The organism is Bradyrhizobium sp. BWA-3-5 (genome assembly GCF_032917985.1).
In the GTDB taxonomy this organism is placed as follows: Bacteria; Pseudomonadota; Alphaproteobacteria; order Rhizobiales; family Xanthobacteraceae; genus Bradyrhizobium.
This window is the reverse complement of record NZ_CP136626.1, coordinates 4,137,428-4,154,113: the sequence shown is the minus strand read 5'-3', so window position 1 is coordinate 4,154,113 and position 16,686 is coordinate 4,137,428. Positions and strand designations below refer to the sequence as shown.

Here is a 16,686-nt window from a genome sequence, read left to right as displayed (position 1 = left end):
CGCCGATACACGCTTGTTGCCGGCCGCTCAAGACGCAAGCGCCCGCGTCGGACCGAAATAGCCGGGCTGATCGAGGTCGGCGAGCAGCCCCGGCTGCTCCGGTTGCCACGACAGCGCCGAACGTGTCCGCGCGCTCGAGGCCGGCATATCCATGCTCGCCATTCTGACAAACCAGCCGAAATGCGCGGCGGCCTCGTCAGGGGTTTTCGACACGACGGGCACGCCGAGCCTGCGGCCGATCACGTCCGCAATCGCTTTGAACGGAACACCCTCCTCGTCGACCGCGTGATAGGGACCGCTCTCGACGCCCTCTTCGAGCGCCATCCGATAGAGGCGGGCGGCATCGAGCCGGTGCACGGCAGGCCAGCGGTTCTGGCCATCGCCGACATAGGCCGAGACGCCCTTTGCGCGCGCCACACTGATCAAATGCGGGACAAAGCCATGATCGCCAAGGCCATGGGTCGATGGCGCCAGACGCACCGCTGTCGCGCGCACGCCGCGGGCCGCGAGCGCAGCGGCTGCTGCTTCGGACGCGCGCGGCGAACTCGGAGCCGGCCGGTCGGCTTCGGTCGCGATCCGTCCCGGTGCCAGCGATCCGAATCCGGAGCTAACGAGCATCTGCCGGTCGGAGCCCTCCAGGGTGGCGCCCATCGCTTCGATCGCGCGCCTGTCCGCGGCGCAGTTCTCCGCGAACCTGGAGAAGTCGTGGTTGAACGCCGTATGGATCACGGCGTCAGCCTGGCCCGCCCCGTCGCGCAGACTGTTCAGATCCTCCAGCGATCCGCGATGGATGTCAGCACCAATGGCAGCAAGCGTCTCGGCGCCGCGATCGGAGCGGGCGAGACCCAGCACGGCGTGGCCCGACGTGATGAGTTCGCGCACGATGGCGGAGCCGACAAAACCGGTCGCCCCGGTGACGAAAATTCGCATGAGAGAGGTCTCCGATTATTGTTCGGAGACCGATATCGGCCAGACTCTCATCATGTTAAAGTAGTGACGTTATCATGGTATAGTAACCAACAGGATCGGATGGCCGAAGCTACGAACAATCTGCTCGGGGATTACCTGAAGGACCGCCGCACCAGGCTCGATCCGGCGGCGTTCGGTTTTGCAGTTGGGCGAAGACGGACGCCGGGGCTGCGCCGCGAGGAGGTTGCCCAGCGCGCCAATATCAGCCCGACCTGGTACACGTGGCTGGAGCAGGGCCGGGGCGGCGCGCCTTCGGCCGATGTGTTGAACAGGATCGCCGGCGCGCTGATGCTGACCGACATCGAGCGCGAGCATGTGTTCCTGCTCGGGCTCGGGCGCCCGCCCGAAGTCCGCTACAAGGCGGCTGAGGGCGTCACGCCCCGTTTGCAGCGCCTGCTCGACGCATTCGAGGTCAGTCCCGCCATCATCAAGACCGCGACCTGGGACGTCCTGGCGTGGAATCGTGCGGCTGCCGTTGTGCTGACCGACTACGGCACGCTGCCTCCGGGCGAACGCAACATCCTTCGCCTCATCTTTTGCGATCCGCGGGTTCGCGCCGCGCAGTACGACTGGGAAAGCATCGCCCGCTTCGTGGTCGGCGCATTCAGGGTCGACGCGGCGCGCGCCGGCGCCGTATCCGAGGTCGGCGAACTCGTGGATGAACTTTGCCGGCGCAGTCCGGAGTTTGAAGCGCTATGGCGCGATAACAACGTGCATGTGCATGGCGAGGGCATCAAGCGCCTGCGGCATCCGATCCTCGGCCCGATCATGATGGAATATTCCGCCTTTGCCGTCGACGGCCGGCCCGACCTCAGCATGATCGTCTACAATCCGGCGACGGCTTCCGATGCCGAGCGTATTCGCTCGCTCGTAGCCTCGCAACCGGTGGCAACGTGAACGGTCCGTCCCCGATCACAAGTTGGTACATTGCATGGCCGCGCGGCAACATCGGACATATACTGGGTCAGCCGATTGTTGATCGGGAGGCCGCATGCCCATTGCCCCGTTGCGAATGATTGCGATGATCGCCGTCTTTGTTTGCGACGGCGCATTGGCTGTCGCTTCCGCACAGCCGCACCATGCGCCGGCGCAGGGCGCCGCCAATTCCACGCGGTCCAGTGAGACGACGTTGCGTGCATCGCGGCTGAAGCACAATATCGCCCGGATGCCGGTTGCCACCCGCGATCGCTATGTCGATCCGGCGGCGCCTTACAAGGCCAATCGGCTTTCATCGCCGTGGGCGAGCGAACCGATCCTCAACATTCCCGGGCAGACCACCGTTCTCACGCGGCAAGTGCTCGACGACATGAACGCCACGAGTGTTCGGGGCGCGCTGGGCTCCGTCGCCGGCGTGACGATTGGAAGATAGCGCGGCTCGCGCCTGCGGCCTGCAGCGTCGCGATGTTAATAGTCAAGATCCGACAGAAATGTCGTATTCACGATTTCGAACTCGGAGTCCCGCCAGTCCTTCATCAATCGCGCACGCGTCACAACATGCGTTGCCTGGTCTGACGTTGTGCAATTGACCGCGTTATGATCGATGCCGGAAATCTCGAGCAGCGCGTCGAAGCTCGCCTGCCGATCCTCGCGATTCTCAACTTCGGCAAAGTAGATCGTGTGGTCGAACTTTCCCATCGCCCAACAGAACTGAACATTGGCCCGATCAGCGGCAAATGCTGAAATTGGCGCAAGCAGAAGCCCCGCCAACAACAATCGACCGACCGAGTTAATCATCGCGCTGCTCCAAAAGATGCTGAAATATCTGTTCGAATTGCCCGGACCACGAAGGGCCGGTCCGCTGCGGGAACGTATAATTCGAAGTGCAATTTCTTCATGTGACATATCCCACAGGCCGGTCGCCTCTTGCAAAGCCTATGCCGCGGGTTCGTCGGTGAAGTCAGCCGTTTGGAGGAGGAGTGCCGGATGATGCGTCCATTCTTCCGGCCGTGGTTGCCATTCTTTTAGCTGAAGCAGGGCGCGCGCCGCCTGCGTGCCCTGCTTCGCCGTTATGCGCGTGTGGCTTTATGCCGAACGCTCCTCTCGAAACTTGTGTGACTGCGCGCTTCGTCGCGTCTTCACCGCATCGGCCAGCCCATTCAACACCGACACCGTCGTTTCCCAGTCGATGCAACCGTCGGTGATGCTCTGGCCATAGGTGAGCTTCTTGCCCGGCACCACATCCTGGCGGCCGGCCACCAGATTGCTTTCGATCATCACGCCGATGATGCGCTGCTCGCCGGCCGCGATCTGCCGGGCGATGTCGGCGGCGACCAGCGGCTGGTTCTCCGGCTTCTTGGAGCTGTTGGCGTGACTGGTGTCGATCATGATGCGCGGCGCGACGCCGGCGCGAACCAGCTCTTGGCACGCCGCATCGACGCTTTCCCGATCATAGTTCGGCTTGTTGCCGCCGCGCAGGATGATGTGGCAATCCTCGTTACCGGTGGTTGCGGCGATCGCCGAGCGGCCGCCCTTGGTCACCGCCATGAAATGATGCGGATGCGAGGCTGACTTCACGGCGTCTGCCGCGATGCGGACATTGCCGTCGGTGCCGTTCTTGAAGCCGACCGGGCAGGACAGACCGGATGCGAGCTCGCGATGGATCTGGCTCTCGGTGGTGCGCGCGCCGATCGCCGCCCAGGCCATCAGGTCGGCGATGTATTGCGGCGTCGTCATGTCGAGGAATTCAGTGCCGGCCGGCAGGCCGAGATTGTTTACCGCCGACAGCACGTTGCGGGCGAGTCTCAGGCCCTTGTTGATGTCGAAAGAGCCGTCGAGATTGGGGTCGTTGATCAGCCCCTTCCAGCCGACCGTCGTGCGCGGCTTCTCGAAATAGACGCGCATCGCGATCTCAAGGCGGTCGGCGAGCTGTTCGCGCAGGGCGGCGAGGCGCTCGGCGTAGTCGACGGCCGCGGCGGGATCGTGGACCGAACAGGGGCCTACGACGACCAGCAGGCGGTCGTCGGTGCCGTTCAGGATGGCGTGGATGGCGTTGCGCCCTGCCATCACCACCCGCGTCGCGGTCAAGGTGCGGGGTATCTCGCCCATCACCTCCTGCGGCGTGCTCAGTTCTTTCAGTTCACTAATTCGAAGGTCGTCGGTGGTGCTCAACACGGCTCTGGCTCCTGGTTAGGAAACCTGCCGGCCAATAAAAAAGCCGCCAGGTTTGGCGGCTGTTTGGACTTGGTGCTTCAATTCATCAGATTGAGCGCGATCCTCCCACCGCCAGCGAGCTGTCGTAGCTAAAATACCAAAAGTTGCTGGCGGCGAAGGTGATCATGGCGGGCTCTATAGCGTAGCCCCGCCGACTTGTCACCCCCATAATCGGCGACCTCAGGTCTTGCGCGCCGCGAGCGCCACCCCGACCAGCGACGCGCCGCCGAGCACGAGATTGATCCCGACCAGGAGGCCAATCGCCCATTCCGCCGATCCCGGTAGCCCCGAGATGATGATGAAGGCGATCAACAGGTCCATCACGCCTGAGATCAGCAGCCAGGACCAACGCTCCGACAATTCGCGGCGATGCTCCAGCGCATACATGATGGTGACGACGCCTTCGGCGAGAAAATAAGCGCCGACCACGATGGTGAGCGTGAGGATGCCTTGCACCGGCCGTGCCAGCAAAATTCCGCCGGCGAGAACGGCGAGCGCCGCTGAAAAAAGCGACCACCAGAAGCCCGGCATCTGGCGCGCCCAGTAGGTCGCGAACAGCCCGGCGACGCCGCTGATCAGAAACATCCAGCCGAGGAAGATGGTGACGGCAAGGCTGGCCAGCGGCGGAACGATCATGGCAGCCAGCCCGAGCACGGCGAGCACAATGCCTTCGAACAGAAAGGCCTTCCAGTGCGCCTTCACCGCGGCGTTCATTTGAGTCTGCAGTTTGCTGAAGTCTGGCGGATTATCCTGGGGAAGGGTCATTGGAAGCTCCCGATGCCTGCCGCGCCGATCGCGTATCCAATATAGCCCGTGCGCAGCCTGCAGGTGAAAATTGTTCGCCGGCCTTTTTGAGCGATATCAACGACGGACGGATGACGTTCAGCCTGGCTCGGGCGCGGAGGAGAATCCGTCCCCAGAGGTTCTGATGCGGTTGCGGCCGAATACATAAACCGCCGAGGTTGCCAGCAACAGCGCGAGGCCGATCAGAATGGAGCTCATGCCGAGCGGAATGAGAAGCAGCGAGGCGTTACGCTCGGGATTGACGAACCAGTGATGCAGCGAGGTCAGCACGAAAGCCGCGCCGGCGAAGCCGGCGCCGCTGCCAACGAGCAAGAGCGCCCACATCCGCCGCAACTGGCTCAGCCGCTCACGCGCAATCTCGGTGCGCGGCGCATGATGGCGGCCGACGCGCCGTACCAGGCGGATCGCAAATCCGATCGAGCTGAAGCCGATCAGCAGGCTCGCTGCGCCCAGCAGCAGTCGCGCGTTGGGACCGAGTTCGCCATGCTTCTGCAGGGTCAATAGCGGAAAATCGAAGGCCGCATGGAGCGCGATCGGTGCGAACAGCGCCAGCGCCCAGCTCGATATCCGCGCCCAGTCGCGGTGATGGCGGTGTGCGCCGAGCGCCGTGCCGGCGCGTGCGATCGCGATATAGGCGCCGGCGATGATGCCGAGCGCGCCGTGAAACGGCACCGTCAGCACGCTGCGCAGCGCCGCAAGCGAGCGCCACATGTCGGAGTGCTGAACGAGATAGGCGAGGTTTTCGTAAGCGGCGAAACCGAGGCCGGCGGCTGCGCCATAGACCACGGTATCCATCGGGTCGGCAAAGGTGCGGCGGCGCACCGAGGCGGCGACCAGGACGATGACGAGGACCTTCACGATCTCTTCCGGCGCGGCAACCCCGAACACCGAGCGCAGGCCCTGCGTCATCCATGGGTTTCCCGGCACCGCAAGGATCGCGGCAAACGGGGCCCGCGCGATGCCCAGCAGCGAGATGCTGGCGGCCCCCAGGATGAAGGCGAGCCAGACCCGCCCCGGCGGTCCGGGCCGCTCGTCGGCGGCGATGACGAGCCACAGCAGCAGTAACGCCGGCGCGATCGCGGCAACGCCGATCGATGTGGGGAGGGCCTGAAGCAACAACATCTTGCGGAACTTTACCTCAATTCGCGAAATTGGCCGTATCTTCAGCCGTTTGCAAGGATGTCAAACGCGACTCCTTGTCATCAGGCGGGTTTTGAACGTCACGCCGTCTGCCATCAACATTTCGGGCGCCGCGCGGGTCCGGTCAACGGCTTCACGCTTGTTCAATCAGGCAGCGGCCTGGAATTGGCGATCTTGCCATTGACCATCAGCAATCCCGCCAGCGCGATCGCCGCGAAGCCGGCGCCTGCCAGGAATGTTGCTTGCGGTCCGGCGCTGTCCCACAGCGCGCCCGCAATGACGCTGGCCGCGAGCATGGCCACCCCGCCGAGCAGATTGAAAAATCCGAAGGCTGTGCCGCGCAATTCCGCCGGCGCCGTGTCGGCGACGAGGGCGGCCAGCAATCCCTGCGTCAGCCCCATATGCAGCCCCCAGAACACGACGCCGAGCGCAACGCCACTGAGCGACGGCAGTATGGCCAGCACGATATCGGCGGCAACCAGCAACAGAATGCCGCCCGCCAGCACGCCCGTGCGGCTGATGCGGTCGGAGATCACGCCGGCCGGATAGGCCGCGAGCGCATAGACGACGTTCATGCCGACCAAGACGGCAGGCGTCAGGGCAATCGGCAGCCCGACATTCTGCGCGCGCAGGATGAGGAATGCCTCGCTGAAGCGCGCCAGCGTGAACACGCTCGCCACCGCCACCACCCACCAATAGGCGGCGCCGAGATTTCGGATCTCGACCAGGCTGATCGGATTACGCACAGCGCGGAGTGCCTCCGGCCGTTCCGGCTCGCGGACGGCGAAGACGATCAGCGCCAGGGCCAGGAAGGCGGGAATCACCGCGAACCAGAACACCGTCTTGAAGTTGTCTGCGGTCCACCACATCAGGGCGATCGCGAGCAGCGGACCGACGAAGGCACCGACCGTGTCGAGCGATTGCCGCAGCCCGAAGCTGGCGCCGCGCAGATCGGCCGGCGCGATATCAGCTATCAGCGCGTCGCGCGGCGCGCCGCGAATGCCCTTGCCGACGCGGTCGACGAAACGCGCAGCCACCAGCCAGCCGATCGTCGGCGCCAGCGGAAAGACCGGCTTGGTGAAGGCGGCAAGGCCGTAGCCCATGGCCGCCAGCCATTTGCGCTTACCGAGCCAGTCCGAAAGCGCGCCGGAGAATATCTTGGTGATCGAGGCGGTCGCCTCGGCGATGCCCTCGATGACGCCGACCGTCACCATCGACGCGCCAAGCACGGAAACCAGGTAGATCGGCAGCAGGGCGTGGATCATCTCCGACGAGATGTCCATCAGCATCGAGACGAAACCGAGCACCCATACGCCTGGTGGAATGCCCTGGCCGGAACGGACCGGCCCGATATTAGCGGCCATGTCGCTTCTCGCGCCGCCTCACCGCATCAATAGCCGCCGGCAGGCTTCGACAAAGATCTCCGCGCCCGTGACGATGTCGGCGTCCGCGGTGTTCTCGGTCCAGTGGTGCGAGATGCCGCCGATAGAGGGCACGAACAGCATGCCCGATGGCATGATGGTGGCCAGGGTCTGGGCATCGTGCCCGGCACCGCTCGGCATGCGCAGCGATTTGCCGTGCGCCAGGGCGGCGCTCGCGGCCTCGATGGCATCCTGGAACGAGGCATCCATTCGTGCCGGCGCGCCGGTGCGGATCCGCTCCACCGCGACGCGGCAGCGGCCCTGCCTGTCGACCTCCGCGGCCATGCTGCGCAGCAGATCCTCCAGCCGCGCGATCACCGCGGGATCGTCATCGCGGATCTGAAACAGCATCTCCGCCGCGCCCGGGATGATGCTGGGTGCACCGGGATCGAGGGTGATGCGGCCGGTGGTCCACACCGTGCGCGGTCCGCAGGCGGCGGGAAAACGATCGTCGATGGCGACGCAGAATCTGGCCAGCGCGAGGCCGGCGTCGCGCCGGACGGCCATCCGCGTCGTGCCGGCATGGTTCTGCTCGCCGGTGAACGTGATGCGGTATTGCCAGATCCCGACGATGGAGGTGACGATGCCGATCTTGAGGCCGCTGCTTTCCAGCGTTTCGCCCTGTTCGATATGGGCTTCGAGATAGCCGATGTGACGCCCGCGCTCCGCCTGCACGCGCGGACGGCCGGCGAGACCCGCGCTTGCCAGCGCATCGCGCATGGTCCGGCCGTCGCTCCGATCGCGCGCCGCATCGATTTCGGCTTCGCTGACCGCGCCGACATAGGAACGGCTGCCGAGGAAGTGCCCGAAATGCCCTTCCTCGTCGCACCACGCCGCAACTTCGACGGCGCCGCGCGTCGCCGGATCGCGGTTGATCACGCGGGCGGCCTCGAGCGCGTAGACCACGCCCAGCGGCCCATCGAGCCAGCCGGCCTGGTTCTGGCTTTCCAGATGCGAGCCGGCCAACAGTTTCGGACCTGATTTGGGGCTGGTCGAGATCACGTTCCCGATGCCGTCGATCTCGCCGGTGAGGCCAGCATCGGGAAGGCGCTGCATCAGCCAGTGCAGCGATCGCAGATGCGGTTCCGAAAATGTCGGCTTGTGGACACCGGATTTATACGGTCCTATTGCGCGCAGCGCGTGCAGATCGGCGAGAACACGCGCGCCATTTGCACGCGGAAGATGATCAATCATGAAGGATACGCGTTCGTTTATCCGTAGTTCTCCGGGGTAGAACAAAGTTCCTCACGTTTTCGCGAGGGTAGAACAAAGTTCCGTGAACGAGGCAGTTAGCGTGAGTTTATCCCATGAGCAGCGCAAGCCCGATGACCGCAAGCCATGCCACAACCACAAGTGCCGCCACCGCGCCGGCTGTGATCTTGGCTTTTTCCCTTAGCGTGTAGTTTTGCATTGCTCTCGCAAAAAGTGTGAGGGCCTGGCCGGTGTGAGGGCCGGCTGCGGGTGGAACTGTAGCCGCCTAGTCATACCGGAGGAAATGGGTTTGTCGTGAAGGGGCGGCGCAGGCCGGCCGGGCGAGGGCGTGCAATGCAGGTTCCGGCACGTTGAGAGAGCGCTGAATCAGGCGAATAGAAGGAGCTTCACCGGCTATCAGGAACGATTGCATCGCGCATACCGGCGGTCGAGTGACCCTCGCTCATGCGGCGGCGATAAGCCACAACCCGACGCCGGCGAAGCCCAGGATCATGGCCCAGGGGGATGGCTCGGGACGGCACTGACCGCCTCGAAGCCTCCGAGCCGGACTTGCCGCACATCCTGGAACGTCGCGCCATTAATCGCTGTGAGCGAAACGTCCGCCATCAGCCGTCCGTTGATACTGGTGACGGTGACGAAGTTTTGGCCGTTGGCGTCAGCCGTGAAGTCGGTCTTCGAGAAGCCGCCAGTGATGTTGATGTCCTCCACGTGGATAAGCACGCTCTCATCGCTGGCGCCGGAAAATTAATGGCCGGGAAACCCGGCCACCACGAGATCATATTCAGGCAAGCAGCCAAACGCCGGTGCCCGGCGCTTGCGTCCTATCAGGTATCCGGGGGGAAGTAGGACCGCAGAGTATAGCGGAGAGCGAGGTAGATCCCGACACAACCCGTAATCGCGATGGCAGCTATATCCATTCCCTGTACCTCATTACTTACGCCGTGTCCGTTTGACGGATCACGTTAACGACTGAGATATTGGAACTCGAAAGTGGTTCCCTTAAGCCCCAAAAATGGTTCCGTTGGGATTTGAACGTGGTTGTAACGTGGCGGCCGGGTCCTAAGCCACAGAGTAAGCTCGCGAAATAGGCATTCTGCCGCCTCGCACTGCCGAAAGCTGATGCATTGAGGAACGGCGCGTTCTCGACATCGTTGGCTTGCCAGAGGAGCCGCCGATGACCGGAAAGCCCACGCCGCAACAGCTCGATGAACTGAAGAGGCTTAGCAGGGAGGCCCGCGTGCCTGACGAGTCCGAGATCGTGACCTCCAGGGAAGAAGCCGAAATTCGCATCCGCGACCTCAAGGAAAAAGCGCGCATCGAATAGACTGACGGCCTGCTGTCGCGTTTCGTGCGGAGGGACGCATGCGTTCCCTGATGGTTCACCGCCAGCAGGGACGAATCCAGAAGGCTTACCCATGCGACGCCTTGACCCAATGCTAAGACTTGGCCCCGGACAAATCGCGCTCATCCTGGTCCTGGTGGCCCTGCTCATCCTCACTGGCGTCTGGGCGACGACCGTATGGAACGCGACGGGCGACGTCGTGATGGATCGGCACGGCTGGATCGCCCTTGGGCTCGGCACGTTTTTTTCGCTTCTCGTCGGATGCGGCCTGATGGCCCTGATGTTCTTCAGCAGCCGTAGCGGCCACGACGAGGCCGCTGATCCGTTCCGGGAGAAGCAGGAGCCACCCGTCGAGTAAAACCCGTCGAACGCGACTTGCCGTGCCGCCGGATGCTGCCCGCGCCGCGGCAAACGAAAGGTCTCGAGCGGCGACGCTGGAGGCTTTCTCGCATTCACATGCCCGCTAAATGGCGTCGGCTATTTCCTTGATTGCCTGAGCAGAAATGTCAGCGGGTTGGCGGATGCCAGTCTGTGCGACTTCAAGGATTTTCCTGGCGACCAATTCAGCCAGCGCGTCCCCCCGGTCAACAATGCCGATGGTGCGCAATGTTCGCTCATAGGCGGTAGTCAAACGGCTGATCTCTTCTGATCCAATCGGCACATTTTGCAGCAGGCGATAGATGGTCATTTTTGTCCCCTGGCGTCTGGCTTCTATGAACATAACGGACTCGCGCGAGAAGGGTGACGTTGCCATCTTTTCCCAAGATGGTGGGACGCCGGCCCGACTATAAGGAAGCGATTTGATGGTCTCTGCGGGCCATTTTTGCGTCAGCGGCTTGAGCAGAAATGTCCGCCGGCTCGCGAATTCCGGTCTGTGCATCCTCAATGATTTTCCTGGCGAGTAGTTCGGCTAACGGGTGCCTTGCGGCGGGCGCGCTATCAATCTTCTGTTCAGTATGGGACAGACATTGCCACTTTATCCCGTTTATATGGCAGTGCCAGACGATGCCCACTACCTGTCTGGTTATTCGAAATTGAATACTTTGATGGCCTCGGCGCATGCTCGCGCCGGGGCATTTTCATGACCTCGCTGGCGCGCGTCAGAACGCGTTTTTGCAGCGCCACCGGCTGGCAGTCATCGGAGCATTCTGTCAATCAGAGCGAGGGGCCATTCTGGGAAGGATTGACGACGCCCGAGTGCCGATTGGTGATCTGTGTCGAGAGCCCAATGATGCGAAGGGCAACTGTCGCACCGCATTCTGCAACTCGATCTCGTGAAAAGGAGCCATTCCATGCTAACTCGTGGACTATGTATGTGAGGAACGAGGCGATGGCCGCGAACCCGGCTGTATGGCCGGCCGTCGTGATGTGCCCCGTCATCCAAAAGGAGATCGCAAAAATCTCGGCGGTTCCGATCAGCCGCCACGTCACAGCCTTCGCAATAGTCTTGCGCATTGGCATGCTCTGCTGAGTTTTGGGGAGGTTAAGCGGGTGCACGCACCGCTGAACTGCCAATCATCATAATAGATAAAATTTTATCGACAATCGAAAGAGATTGTTAACCTTACCGCTGGCGGATCACAGGATTTGAAGGAGCATTCCCGCCATGCGCAAGTCAGCGCGGCGCCCGTCGCTTAGTCTTCCTTCCGATGAAGGCCGTCGGCGTTTGCCATGCCTTAACGGTGCACCGCGAGTGCCGATGTTTCCAAACCAATGGGATCGTCACAGTGGCTGTCCCCCTAAGCGGCGGGCTCCAGCCCCGGGAGTCGAGAGACGGCACAAGGAGCTGGAGCCGCGGTAGCGTTTATAGACGCCACGCGATTCCTACGTCGGCAGGCCAGGATCGTTCCTCCGCGCGTGCCGGGTCGCGCATGACGGCTACTCGGGAACAGCCCCAAATCTGGTATTTGGTTCAGCGATTAGGAAAATGCTTCCTTGACGCGGTCAATCGAGTGATGGGTTCGGTTCTTGACCTTGATCCAGTGAGGCGAGCGGCCGCCGCGGTAGGGTCGTTCGCGGTGCTTTGAAACCAAGCCCTCGAGTCCAGTCATGCAGGCATGCCTGAAGAGGTCCGGCCCGATCTCGCCTTGTTCGAAGTCAGAAACAAAAATGCCGTCGACAGGACGCGCGAGTAGTCGCGCCAGATTGTTCTTGCGGAGGTGCAACGGCAGCGGCCGCAGGTCCTCACCCTGCATCGCGAGGATGTCGAAAGCGTAAAACTGCACTTCGTCATTGTGCTTGCGGCTGTGCAGGCCATTAAAATCGGATCGACCGTCGACGCCGAGCAGCACGGCCTCACCATCGATGACAAACGAGCTGATGCGGTTGCGCAGCGCAGCCTCGGTGATTAGCGGAAAGCGGTCGCTCCAGTCGTTGCCGTTACGCGTGAACAGCCGCACGCGCTTGCCCTCGCGCTGGATGATTAGGCGGTAGCCGTCGTGTTTGATTTCGTGGATCCAGTCGGGACCCGCCGGCACCTTCGTTCCAGGGGTCGGGATGCAAGGTTCAATATCCGTTTAAGAATCCGGAAAAAATAGGCATTCCCGCCGGGAATGCGAATCGAATTCAGGCCAGCCGCAGGGTCAATTGACGTCGATTGGGCTCATCGTGCTGATTTACGAAATCGAAGAGCGAAGCGGGGAGCTCGCACATCTGTAAATCGCAGCGCCGGCGCAATTCACGGGCGACTTCTTCGGAAACGTCTTCCGACCAGCGTTCGGCGGTATTGAAGGCGATGACGCGGAAGGGATTACTGTACTGACCGCTGAGCAGGTCCTGGATGACCGTCTCCAGATCGGTGGCTTCGTAGTCAGCCTCCCGCCAGGCGCGGCCTAGTCGACCGAAATCATTCGCCACCAGGTAAACCGTTTCGTCAGTGCCGCTCGGGACGATCGAGGGCGTCCAACTGGACCTGCGCATAATCAACTCCACGCAATGCAGGACTCAAAGTGACTTCGACCAAATCGTTCCGGCCGGGAAGAAACGGAACCGGAAACATTATGCCGCGTTGCTTGCAGCATCAGGAGGTATCGCAGGATGGCGATGGCAAAGAAGAAATCCAGCCGCGGGCGCAAGCAGGACGGAGCGCGCGTGGCGGGCGGTCAGGACTATGAGGTGCGCTACGAGTCCAAGAAAACTGGACGATCAGCGAGCGCGGTAAAGAAGGCGGTTAAGAAGGTAGGCAGCAGCCGGAAGCGCGTTGAGCGGCAGCTGGGACGTTAGGAACGCAATCGAAGGAAGTGGGTTGATCCGCGTCGCATCCCCCCGCTGCGACACCGTAGCCCGAGAGGGCCTCAGCGCCGCCGCTGGGGCCCTCTGCCGTGAGGAGCTACATAGCGAAGAAAAGGACGCCTATCGCGCCCACCGCAAGTGTCAGTGTGGCCGCAAGGAGCAGCGCGTCATTCCAATCGATCCGCGACATCGGAATACCACAGCCCGCGATAGCATTGATCTGTTGATTTGGATCAAGGCTGAAGGCGAGCGATCAAGAGGATCTGATGCAATTCTGCATGAGGTGCAACAACAGCCGTTGGGTTTGTGAGAATCCCAAGCGGCCATTTCTCGGCGAGCAGGGCTGCGAGTGCGGCGGCGCCGGCGCGCCGTGTCCGACCTGCAACAGGACGGATCCCGTGGATCCAGCCGACATCCCCGAAATGCCGCCAGGCTTCACTGCGACAAAAGATTAGCCCTGGGCACGAGAAGTCGGCTGATGAATAATGCGTGGCGGTGGACTCGGAGGTGGCAGGCCGTATCTGGCTGCCCGTTCGGCCACGAGCTTACGGTACGCAGCGGCTTGCGCTTCGAAGCGAAGCCGTAGCTCTACGTTTTCTTCTTCGGAAGCCATGCGTTCAAAGGTGAGCGCATGCTCCAGATATTCGGTAAGCAGCCTCATCGTGGTCGCTCAACGCCGGCTCGGTGACCTTGTTCCTTTGCTGGACCTGCTTTAATTTCGGTTTCCGTCGTTTCCCGGACAGACAAAAACGACTGTTCTGTGCAAAGCGTCGCGGTTTTTCGGTGTGAGGATTCGATGCGCCGCTACTACTTCGACGTCCGCGACGGCGACAAGTTGCAAACTGACGATGAAGGTCGCGATTACTCGTCGTTTAAGGCCGTTCAGGAAGAGGCCGCCATGTCTCTGGCTGAACTGGCCGTGGACACGATGGCCAAACGTGGCGCGGACCATCGTATGAGCGTTGAAGTGCGGAATGAAAGGGGGCCACTTCTGAACGTCACGTGCACGTTCGCCTTCGAGCGGCTCCAGCAAAGCGAAGAAGATCAGTGATCTAGGTTGGTCCGCTCCCCTTCGATGGCGCCGGTGCTAATCAGCCATTCTCGATCTTTGGCGAGCAGGCGATAACATGCCGCGATATCGGCATATCGCTTCCGTAGAACCTCAACGTTCGCGGACGCCGCCAGCTCGTCGAACTCTGCTGCCTTCTCCAGATATTCCGCAACGCTACGCATATTCTCCCCTCATGGTTTCGGCGGTTGCAAGCCGGGCGATTTAAGCCAGTCATCCATGTGGGCAGCGGTTTCGGCCTGGCGCGCTTTTCGCTCCAGTGCGGCCCGCTCCGTGCTGCCGGGCGGCAATTTTTCGGCTTCCATGCGCCAGCGCTCGGCCTCTTTCGATAAACGATCGGGAAACGAAAGTACGTTTCTAAAGGTGCGTCGCTGCATCTTCCTACTCGGCTCGAGGGGCGCGAGCGCAACCGGCGTTCTCCATCACCGATGCCACAGACCGCGCTGACGGGACATTCTCGCCGGGCCGAACACCGGCCGCCACACGTATATTTTGTTCCTATACGGGAACTTTTTCGTTTTGGCTCATGTGAGGGAACTTGAGTAACGACCTCGCCCGGCGGCACTCGGCGGCGATTTGCGGTGTTTTGAACAATAGTCGGCCAAAACCGTCTAACCTTGATGGAGAGGCCTATAGATCAGACCGATGACGATCCCCGTGAGCTGCAGCGGAGAATCGAGCAGGCCAGCCGCATCGCTTCGAGAGTGAGCGACCAGACCACGGTCGGACGTCTCACTGCTTGGATCGACGAGTTGAAGCGGACGCTACGGCAACACATGGAGGCGCGTCGTGCTAAGGACGCGATCAGGACCCGCGCCCGCGAGTTGTGGGAGCAAAACGGTCGGCCAGAGGGCCGCGACCTGGAGTTCTGGCTGCAGGCCGAGACGGAAATCACTAACCGCCGATTGTCGGAAATGTAGAAATTTGGTTGGAACTTGCGTGCTGTGTGTTACTCGTCGGGTGCCTGTTCCCGGGCAGAACCACAATGAGCGAGTTTGACCATGGGCGACGAGCAGCCGACGCCCAACCAACAGCTACAGCGCAAGTGTATAGGCTGCGGCGGTATCACTCGGCCCATGGCTATCCTGGACAGCCAGAGAGGCAGAACATTTCGCCTACTCCGGTGCGAGGAATGCGAGAAGATGACCTGGGCTAAAGAATAAGGACTCATTCCCACCAGGCTGTATTTCATGCGGCGGCCTTGTCTTCCTTGTCGGCGCCACGGGCGACGATTCTGATCGCATCGTCGGACAGCTGCCGCTGCAGTGCCTTGGCCTCATCCCACGGCGCGCGCATCCAGACGTCGCGCTCCTCGTCGGTGGTCAGGATCACTGGCATGGCCTTCGGGTGGATCGGCTCGACGATGGCGTTAGGTGACGTGGTGAGAAAGCCGTAGACATTGTGCGGCCCGGGGATCGGCTTCGATTTCGTCCCGCGGTCGCCCTTGAACTCGGTCCAGATGCCGGCAAAGCAGGTCAGCGGCCGATCGTCATTGATCGCGAACCAGACGACGTCCTTTTTCTTGGTCTCCGGGTTCGGCTCCGGCGCGTACTCGGCAAAACTATTGAACGGCACCAGGCAACGGTTTTCGGGTTTCAACCAGCCGCGCCAGTGGGGGGAGGAAGTGTTGCGGATATTGGTCGCTGGCGGCCCGCCGGTTCGCGGCGGAGGCGGCATGCCCCAGCGCATCAGGACGAGCTCGCGCTCGGCGCCGGCGTTGCGGATGACGGGGGCGGGATAATCCGGAAACACGCCCGGCATCGGCGGCAGGTTGCCGACATAGCGGTTCATCACGCGGAATAGCGCGCGAATGGCTTCCTGATTGGTGGTGATCGAGTAGAGGTTACACATTGGCAGGTTGGACCATGTGGGCGGCTGCGACGTGGCTCTCAGTGCCGCAAAAGCATCTGGAGCGGCCTTCCGGTACTTGTGTCGGCATCTTGTGTCCAGTTTCCCACATTCTGTACTTCCAGGCGTTCCAGGCGCGATCAAACCGATAAGCTGCGAAGTCATCCTCGGTAAAGCGGGGCAACAGCTCGCGCCAGGGGGCCTCGAATTTTTGGCGCGCTTGGGGGAAGTCAGGGGCCGTGCCACCGGCCCACAAGCGGCGCTGCGCCGGCGGATCAAAGCCGCAGTACCAGCCCCATTGATCGAGCTTCGTTGGAATGCCAGCTCGAGGCCCGATGTCGCCGACGCGGACGTCGCCAAAATAGATCATCCAGCGGTCAGGGCAGTCGCGATCGCGGCGGCGGGTGAGGGCGGCCATTGCGGCATTGTAGGCAAGAACATGCCGTGAACAAGTCATCCTGACCGAGTGTGCAACAAACTGTGCAACAGCAAATCGGGCC

General features: G+C 62.1%; 23 protein-coding genes. 7 read left to right on the top strand and 16 right to left on the bottom strand.

Going from position 1 to position 16,686, the window contains the following annotated elements; translation table 11 throughout:
* Positions 1-27 precede the first annotated feature (27 nt).
* Positions 28-930 carry an SDR family oxidoreductase gene (locus RX331_RS20115; RefSeq protein WP_317251657.1) on the bottom strand — a complete coding sequence of 301 codons (903 nt, stop codon included), beginning with the start codon at positions 928-930 and terminating at the stop codon, positions 28-30.
* Between the two features lie 99 nt (positions 931-1,029).
* On the opposite strand from RX331_RS20115, the gene RX331_RS20110 reads away from it, so the two are divergent.
* Positions 1,030-1,866: a helix-turn-helix transcriptional regulator gene (locus RX331_RS20110; protein ID WP_317251656.1), complete on the top strand. Its 837-nt coding sequence runs from the start codon at positions 1,030-1,032 to the stop codon at positions 1,864-1,866.
* Positions 1,867-1,960: 94 nt separating this feature from the next.
* Positions 1,961-2,338: a Plug domain-containing protein gene (locus RX331_RS20105; protein ID WP_317251655.1), complete on the top strand. Its 378-nt coding sequence runs from the start codon at positions 1,961-1,963 to the stop codon at positions 2,336-2,338.
* 35 nt (positions 2,339-2,373) lie between these two features.
* Here RX331_RS20105 and RX331_RS20100 read toward each other — a convergent pair whose 3' ends face one another.
* The 7 genes from RX331_RS20100 to RX331_RS20070 form a co-directional block, all read right to left on the bottom strand.
* Complete coding sequence (locus RX331_RS20100; protein ID WP_317251654.1) at positions 2,374-2,703, bottom strand: hypothetical protein; 330 nt, start codon at positions 2,701-2,703, stop codon at positions 2,374-2,376.
* 288 nt (positions 2,704-2,991) lie between these two features.
* Entirely contained in the window at positions 2,992-4,080 is a 1,089-nt protein-coding gene (locus RX331_RS20095) for a 3-deoxy-7-phosphoheptulonate synthase (RefSeq protein ID WP_317251653.1), read from the bottom strand.
* Between the two features lie 219 nt (positions 4,081-4,299).
* A complete protein-coding gene (locus RX331_RS20090; protein WP_317251652.1) occupies positions 4,300-4,884 on the bottom strand; it encodes an HdeD family acid-resistance protein in 585 nt (194 codons plus the stop codon).
* 117 nt (positions 4,885-5,001) lie between these two features.
* Positions 5,002-6,045: a PrsW family glutamic-type intramembrane protease gene (locus RX331_RS20085; protein WP_317251650.1), complete on the bottom strand. Its 1,044-nt coding sequence runs from the start codon at positions 6,043-6,045 to the stop codon at positions 5,002-5,004.
* A gap of 161 nt (positions 6,046-6,206) precedes the next feature.
* Entirely contained in the window at positions 6,207-7,427 is a 1,221-nt protein-coding gene (locus RX331_RS20080; RefSeq protein ID WP_317251649.1) for an MFS transporter, read from the bottom strand.
* Between the two features lie 18 nt (positions 7,428-7,445).
* Positions 7,446-8,678, bottom strand: coding sequence for a Zn-dependent hydrolase (locus tag RX331_RS20075; protein ID WP_317251648.1), 1,233 nt, complete (start codon positions 8,676-8,678; stop codon positions 7,446-7,448).
* A gap of 507 nt (positions 8,679-9,185) precedes the next feature.
* On the bottom strand, positions 9,186-9,416 hold the full coding sequence (locus RX331_RS20070) for a hypothetical protein (protein WP_317251647.1): 231 nt from the start codon (positions 9,414-9,416) through the stop codon (positions 9,186-9,188).
* Positions 9,417-9,870: 454 nt separating this feature from the next.
* On the opposite strand from RX331_RS20070, the gene RX331_RS20065 reads away from it, so the two are divergent.
* Complete coding sequence (locus RX331_RS20065; protein WP_317251646.1) at positions 9,871-10,020, top strand: hypothetical protein; 150 nt, start codon at positions 9,871-9,873, stop codon at positions 10,018-10,020.
* A 91-nt stretch (positions 10,021-10,111) separates the two neighbouring features.
* The gene (locus RX331_RS20060) at positions 10,112-10,396 is read left to right on the top strand and encodes a hypothetical protein (RefSeq protein WP_317251645.1); all 285 of its coding nucleotides are present in this window, start codon (positions 10,112-10,114) and stop codon (positions 10,394-10,396) included.
* Between the two features lie 105 nt (positions 10,397-10,501).
* On the opposite strand, the gene RX331_RS20055 is transcribed toward RX331_RS20060, so the two are convergent.
* From RX331_RS20055 to RX331_RS20040, 4 genes are all read right to left on the bottom strand, one after another.
* Positions 10,502-10,726 carry a hypothetical protein gene (locus RX331_RS20055; RefSeq protein ID WP_317251644.1) on the bottom strand — a complete coding sequence of 75 codons (225 nt, stop codon included), beginning with the start codon at positions 10,724-10,726 and terminating at the stop codon, positions 10,502-10,504.
* Between the two features lie 467 nt (positions 10,727-11,193).
* The gene (locus tag RX331_RS20050) at positions 11,194-11,493 is read right to left on the bottom strand and encodes a DUF2061 domain-containing protein (RefSeq protein WP_317251643.1); all 300 of its coding nucleotides are present in this window, start codon (positions 11,491-11,493) and stop codon (positions 11,194-11,196) included.
* A 464-nt stretch (positions 11,494-11,957) separates the two neighbouring features.
* Positions 11,958-12,515: an RNA ligase family protein gene (locus RX331_RS20045; RefSeq protein ID WP_317251642.1), complete on the bottom strand. Its 558-nt coding sequence runs from the start codon at positions 12,513-12,515 to the stop codon at positions 11,958-11,960.
* A gap of 88 nt (positions 12,516-12,603) precedes the next feature.
* Positions 12,604-12,957 carry a hypothetical protein gene (locus tag RX331_RS20040; RefSeq protein WP_317251641.1) on the bottom strand — a complete coding sequence of 118 codons (354 nt, stop codon included), beginning with the start codon at positions 12,955-12,957 and terminating at the stop codon, positions 12,604-12,606.
* A 117-nt stretch (positions 12,958-13,074) separates the two neighbouring features.
* Here RX331_RS20040 and RX331_RS20035 point away from each other — a divergent pair, with 117 nt between their 5' ends.
* Both RX331_RS20035 and RX331_RS20030 read left to right on the top strand, forming a co-directional pair.
* Positions 13,075-13,260, top strand: coding sequence for a DUF3606 domain-containing protein (locus RX331_RS20035; protein WP_317251640.1), 186 nt, complete (start codon positions 13,075-13,077; stop codon positions 13,258-13,260).
* An 805-nt stretch (positions 13,261-14,065) separates the two neighbouring features.
* Positions 14,066-14,320 (top strand): DUF6894 family protein, encoded by a 255-nt coding sequence (locus RX331_RS20030; RefSeq protein ID WP_317251639.1) that lies wholly within the window; start codon positions 14,066-14,068, stop codon positions 14,318-14,320.
* Here the strand turns inward: RX331_RS20030 and RX331_RS20025 are convergent.
* Positions 14,314-14,502, bottom strand: a complete 189-nt coding sequence (locus RX331_RS20025; protein ID WP_317251638.1) for a hypothetical protein — start codon at positions 14,500-14,502, stop codon at positions 14,314-14,316. The genes RX331_RS20030 and RX331_RS20025 overlap by 7 nt on opposite strands.
* Before the next feature lie 9 nt (positions 14,503-14,511).
* Positions 14,512-14,715 carry a hypothetical protein gene (locus RX331_RS20020; protein ID WP_317251637.1) on the bottom strand — a complete coding sequence of 68 codons (204 nt, stop codon included), beginning with the start codon at positions 14,713-14,715 and terminating at the stop codon, positions 14,512-14,514.
* A gap of 243 nt (positions 14,716-14,958) precedes the next feature.
* On the opposite strand from RX331_RS20020, the gene RX331_RS38850 reads away from it, so the two are divergent.
* On the top strand, positions 14,959-15,258 hold the full coding sequence (locus RX331_RS38850) for a DUF2934 domain-containing protein (protein ID WP_410708294.1): 300 nt from the start codon (positions 14,959-14,961) through the stop codon (positions 15,256-15,258).
* 268 nt (positions 15,259-15,526) lie between these two features.
* Here the strand turns inward: RX331_RS38850 and RX331_RS20015 are convergent, their stop codons facing one another.
* A complete protein-coding gene (locus tag RX331_RS20015; protein ID WP_317251636.1) occupies positions 15,527-16,189 on the bottom strand; it encodes an SOS response-associated peptidase in 663 nt (220 codons plus the stop codon).
* Positions 16,182-16,604, bottom strand: coding sequence for a hypothetical protein (locus RX331_RS20010; protein ID WP_317251635.1), 423 nt, complete (start codon positions 16,602-16,604; stop codon positions 16,182-16,184). Before RX331_RS20010 ends, RX331_RS20015 begins: the two co-directional genes overlap by 8 nt.
* Positions 16,605-16,686: the final 82 nt, after the last annotated feature.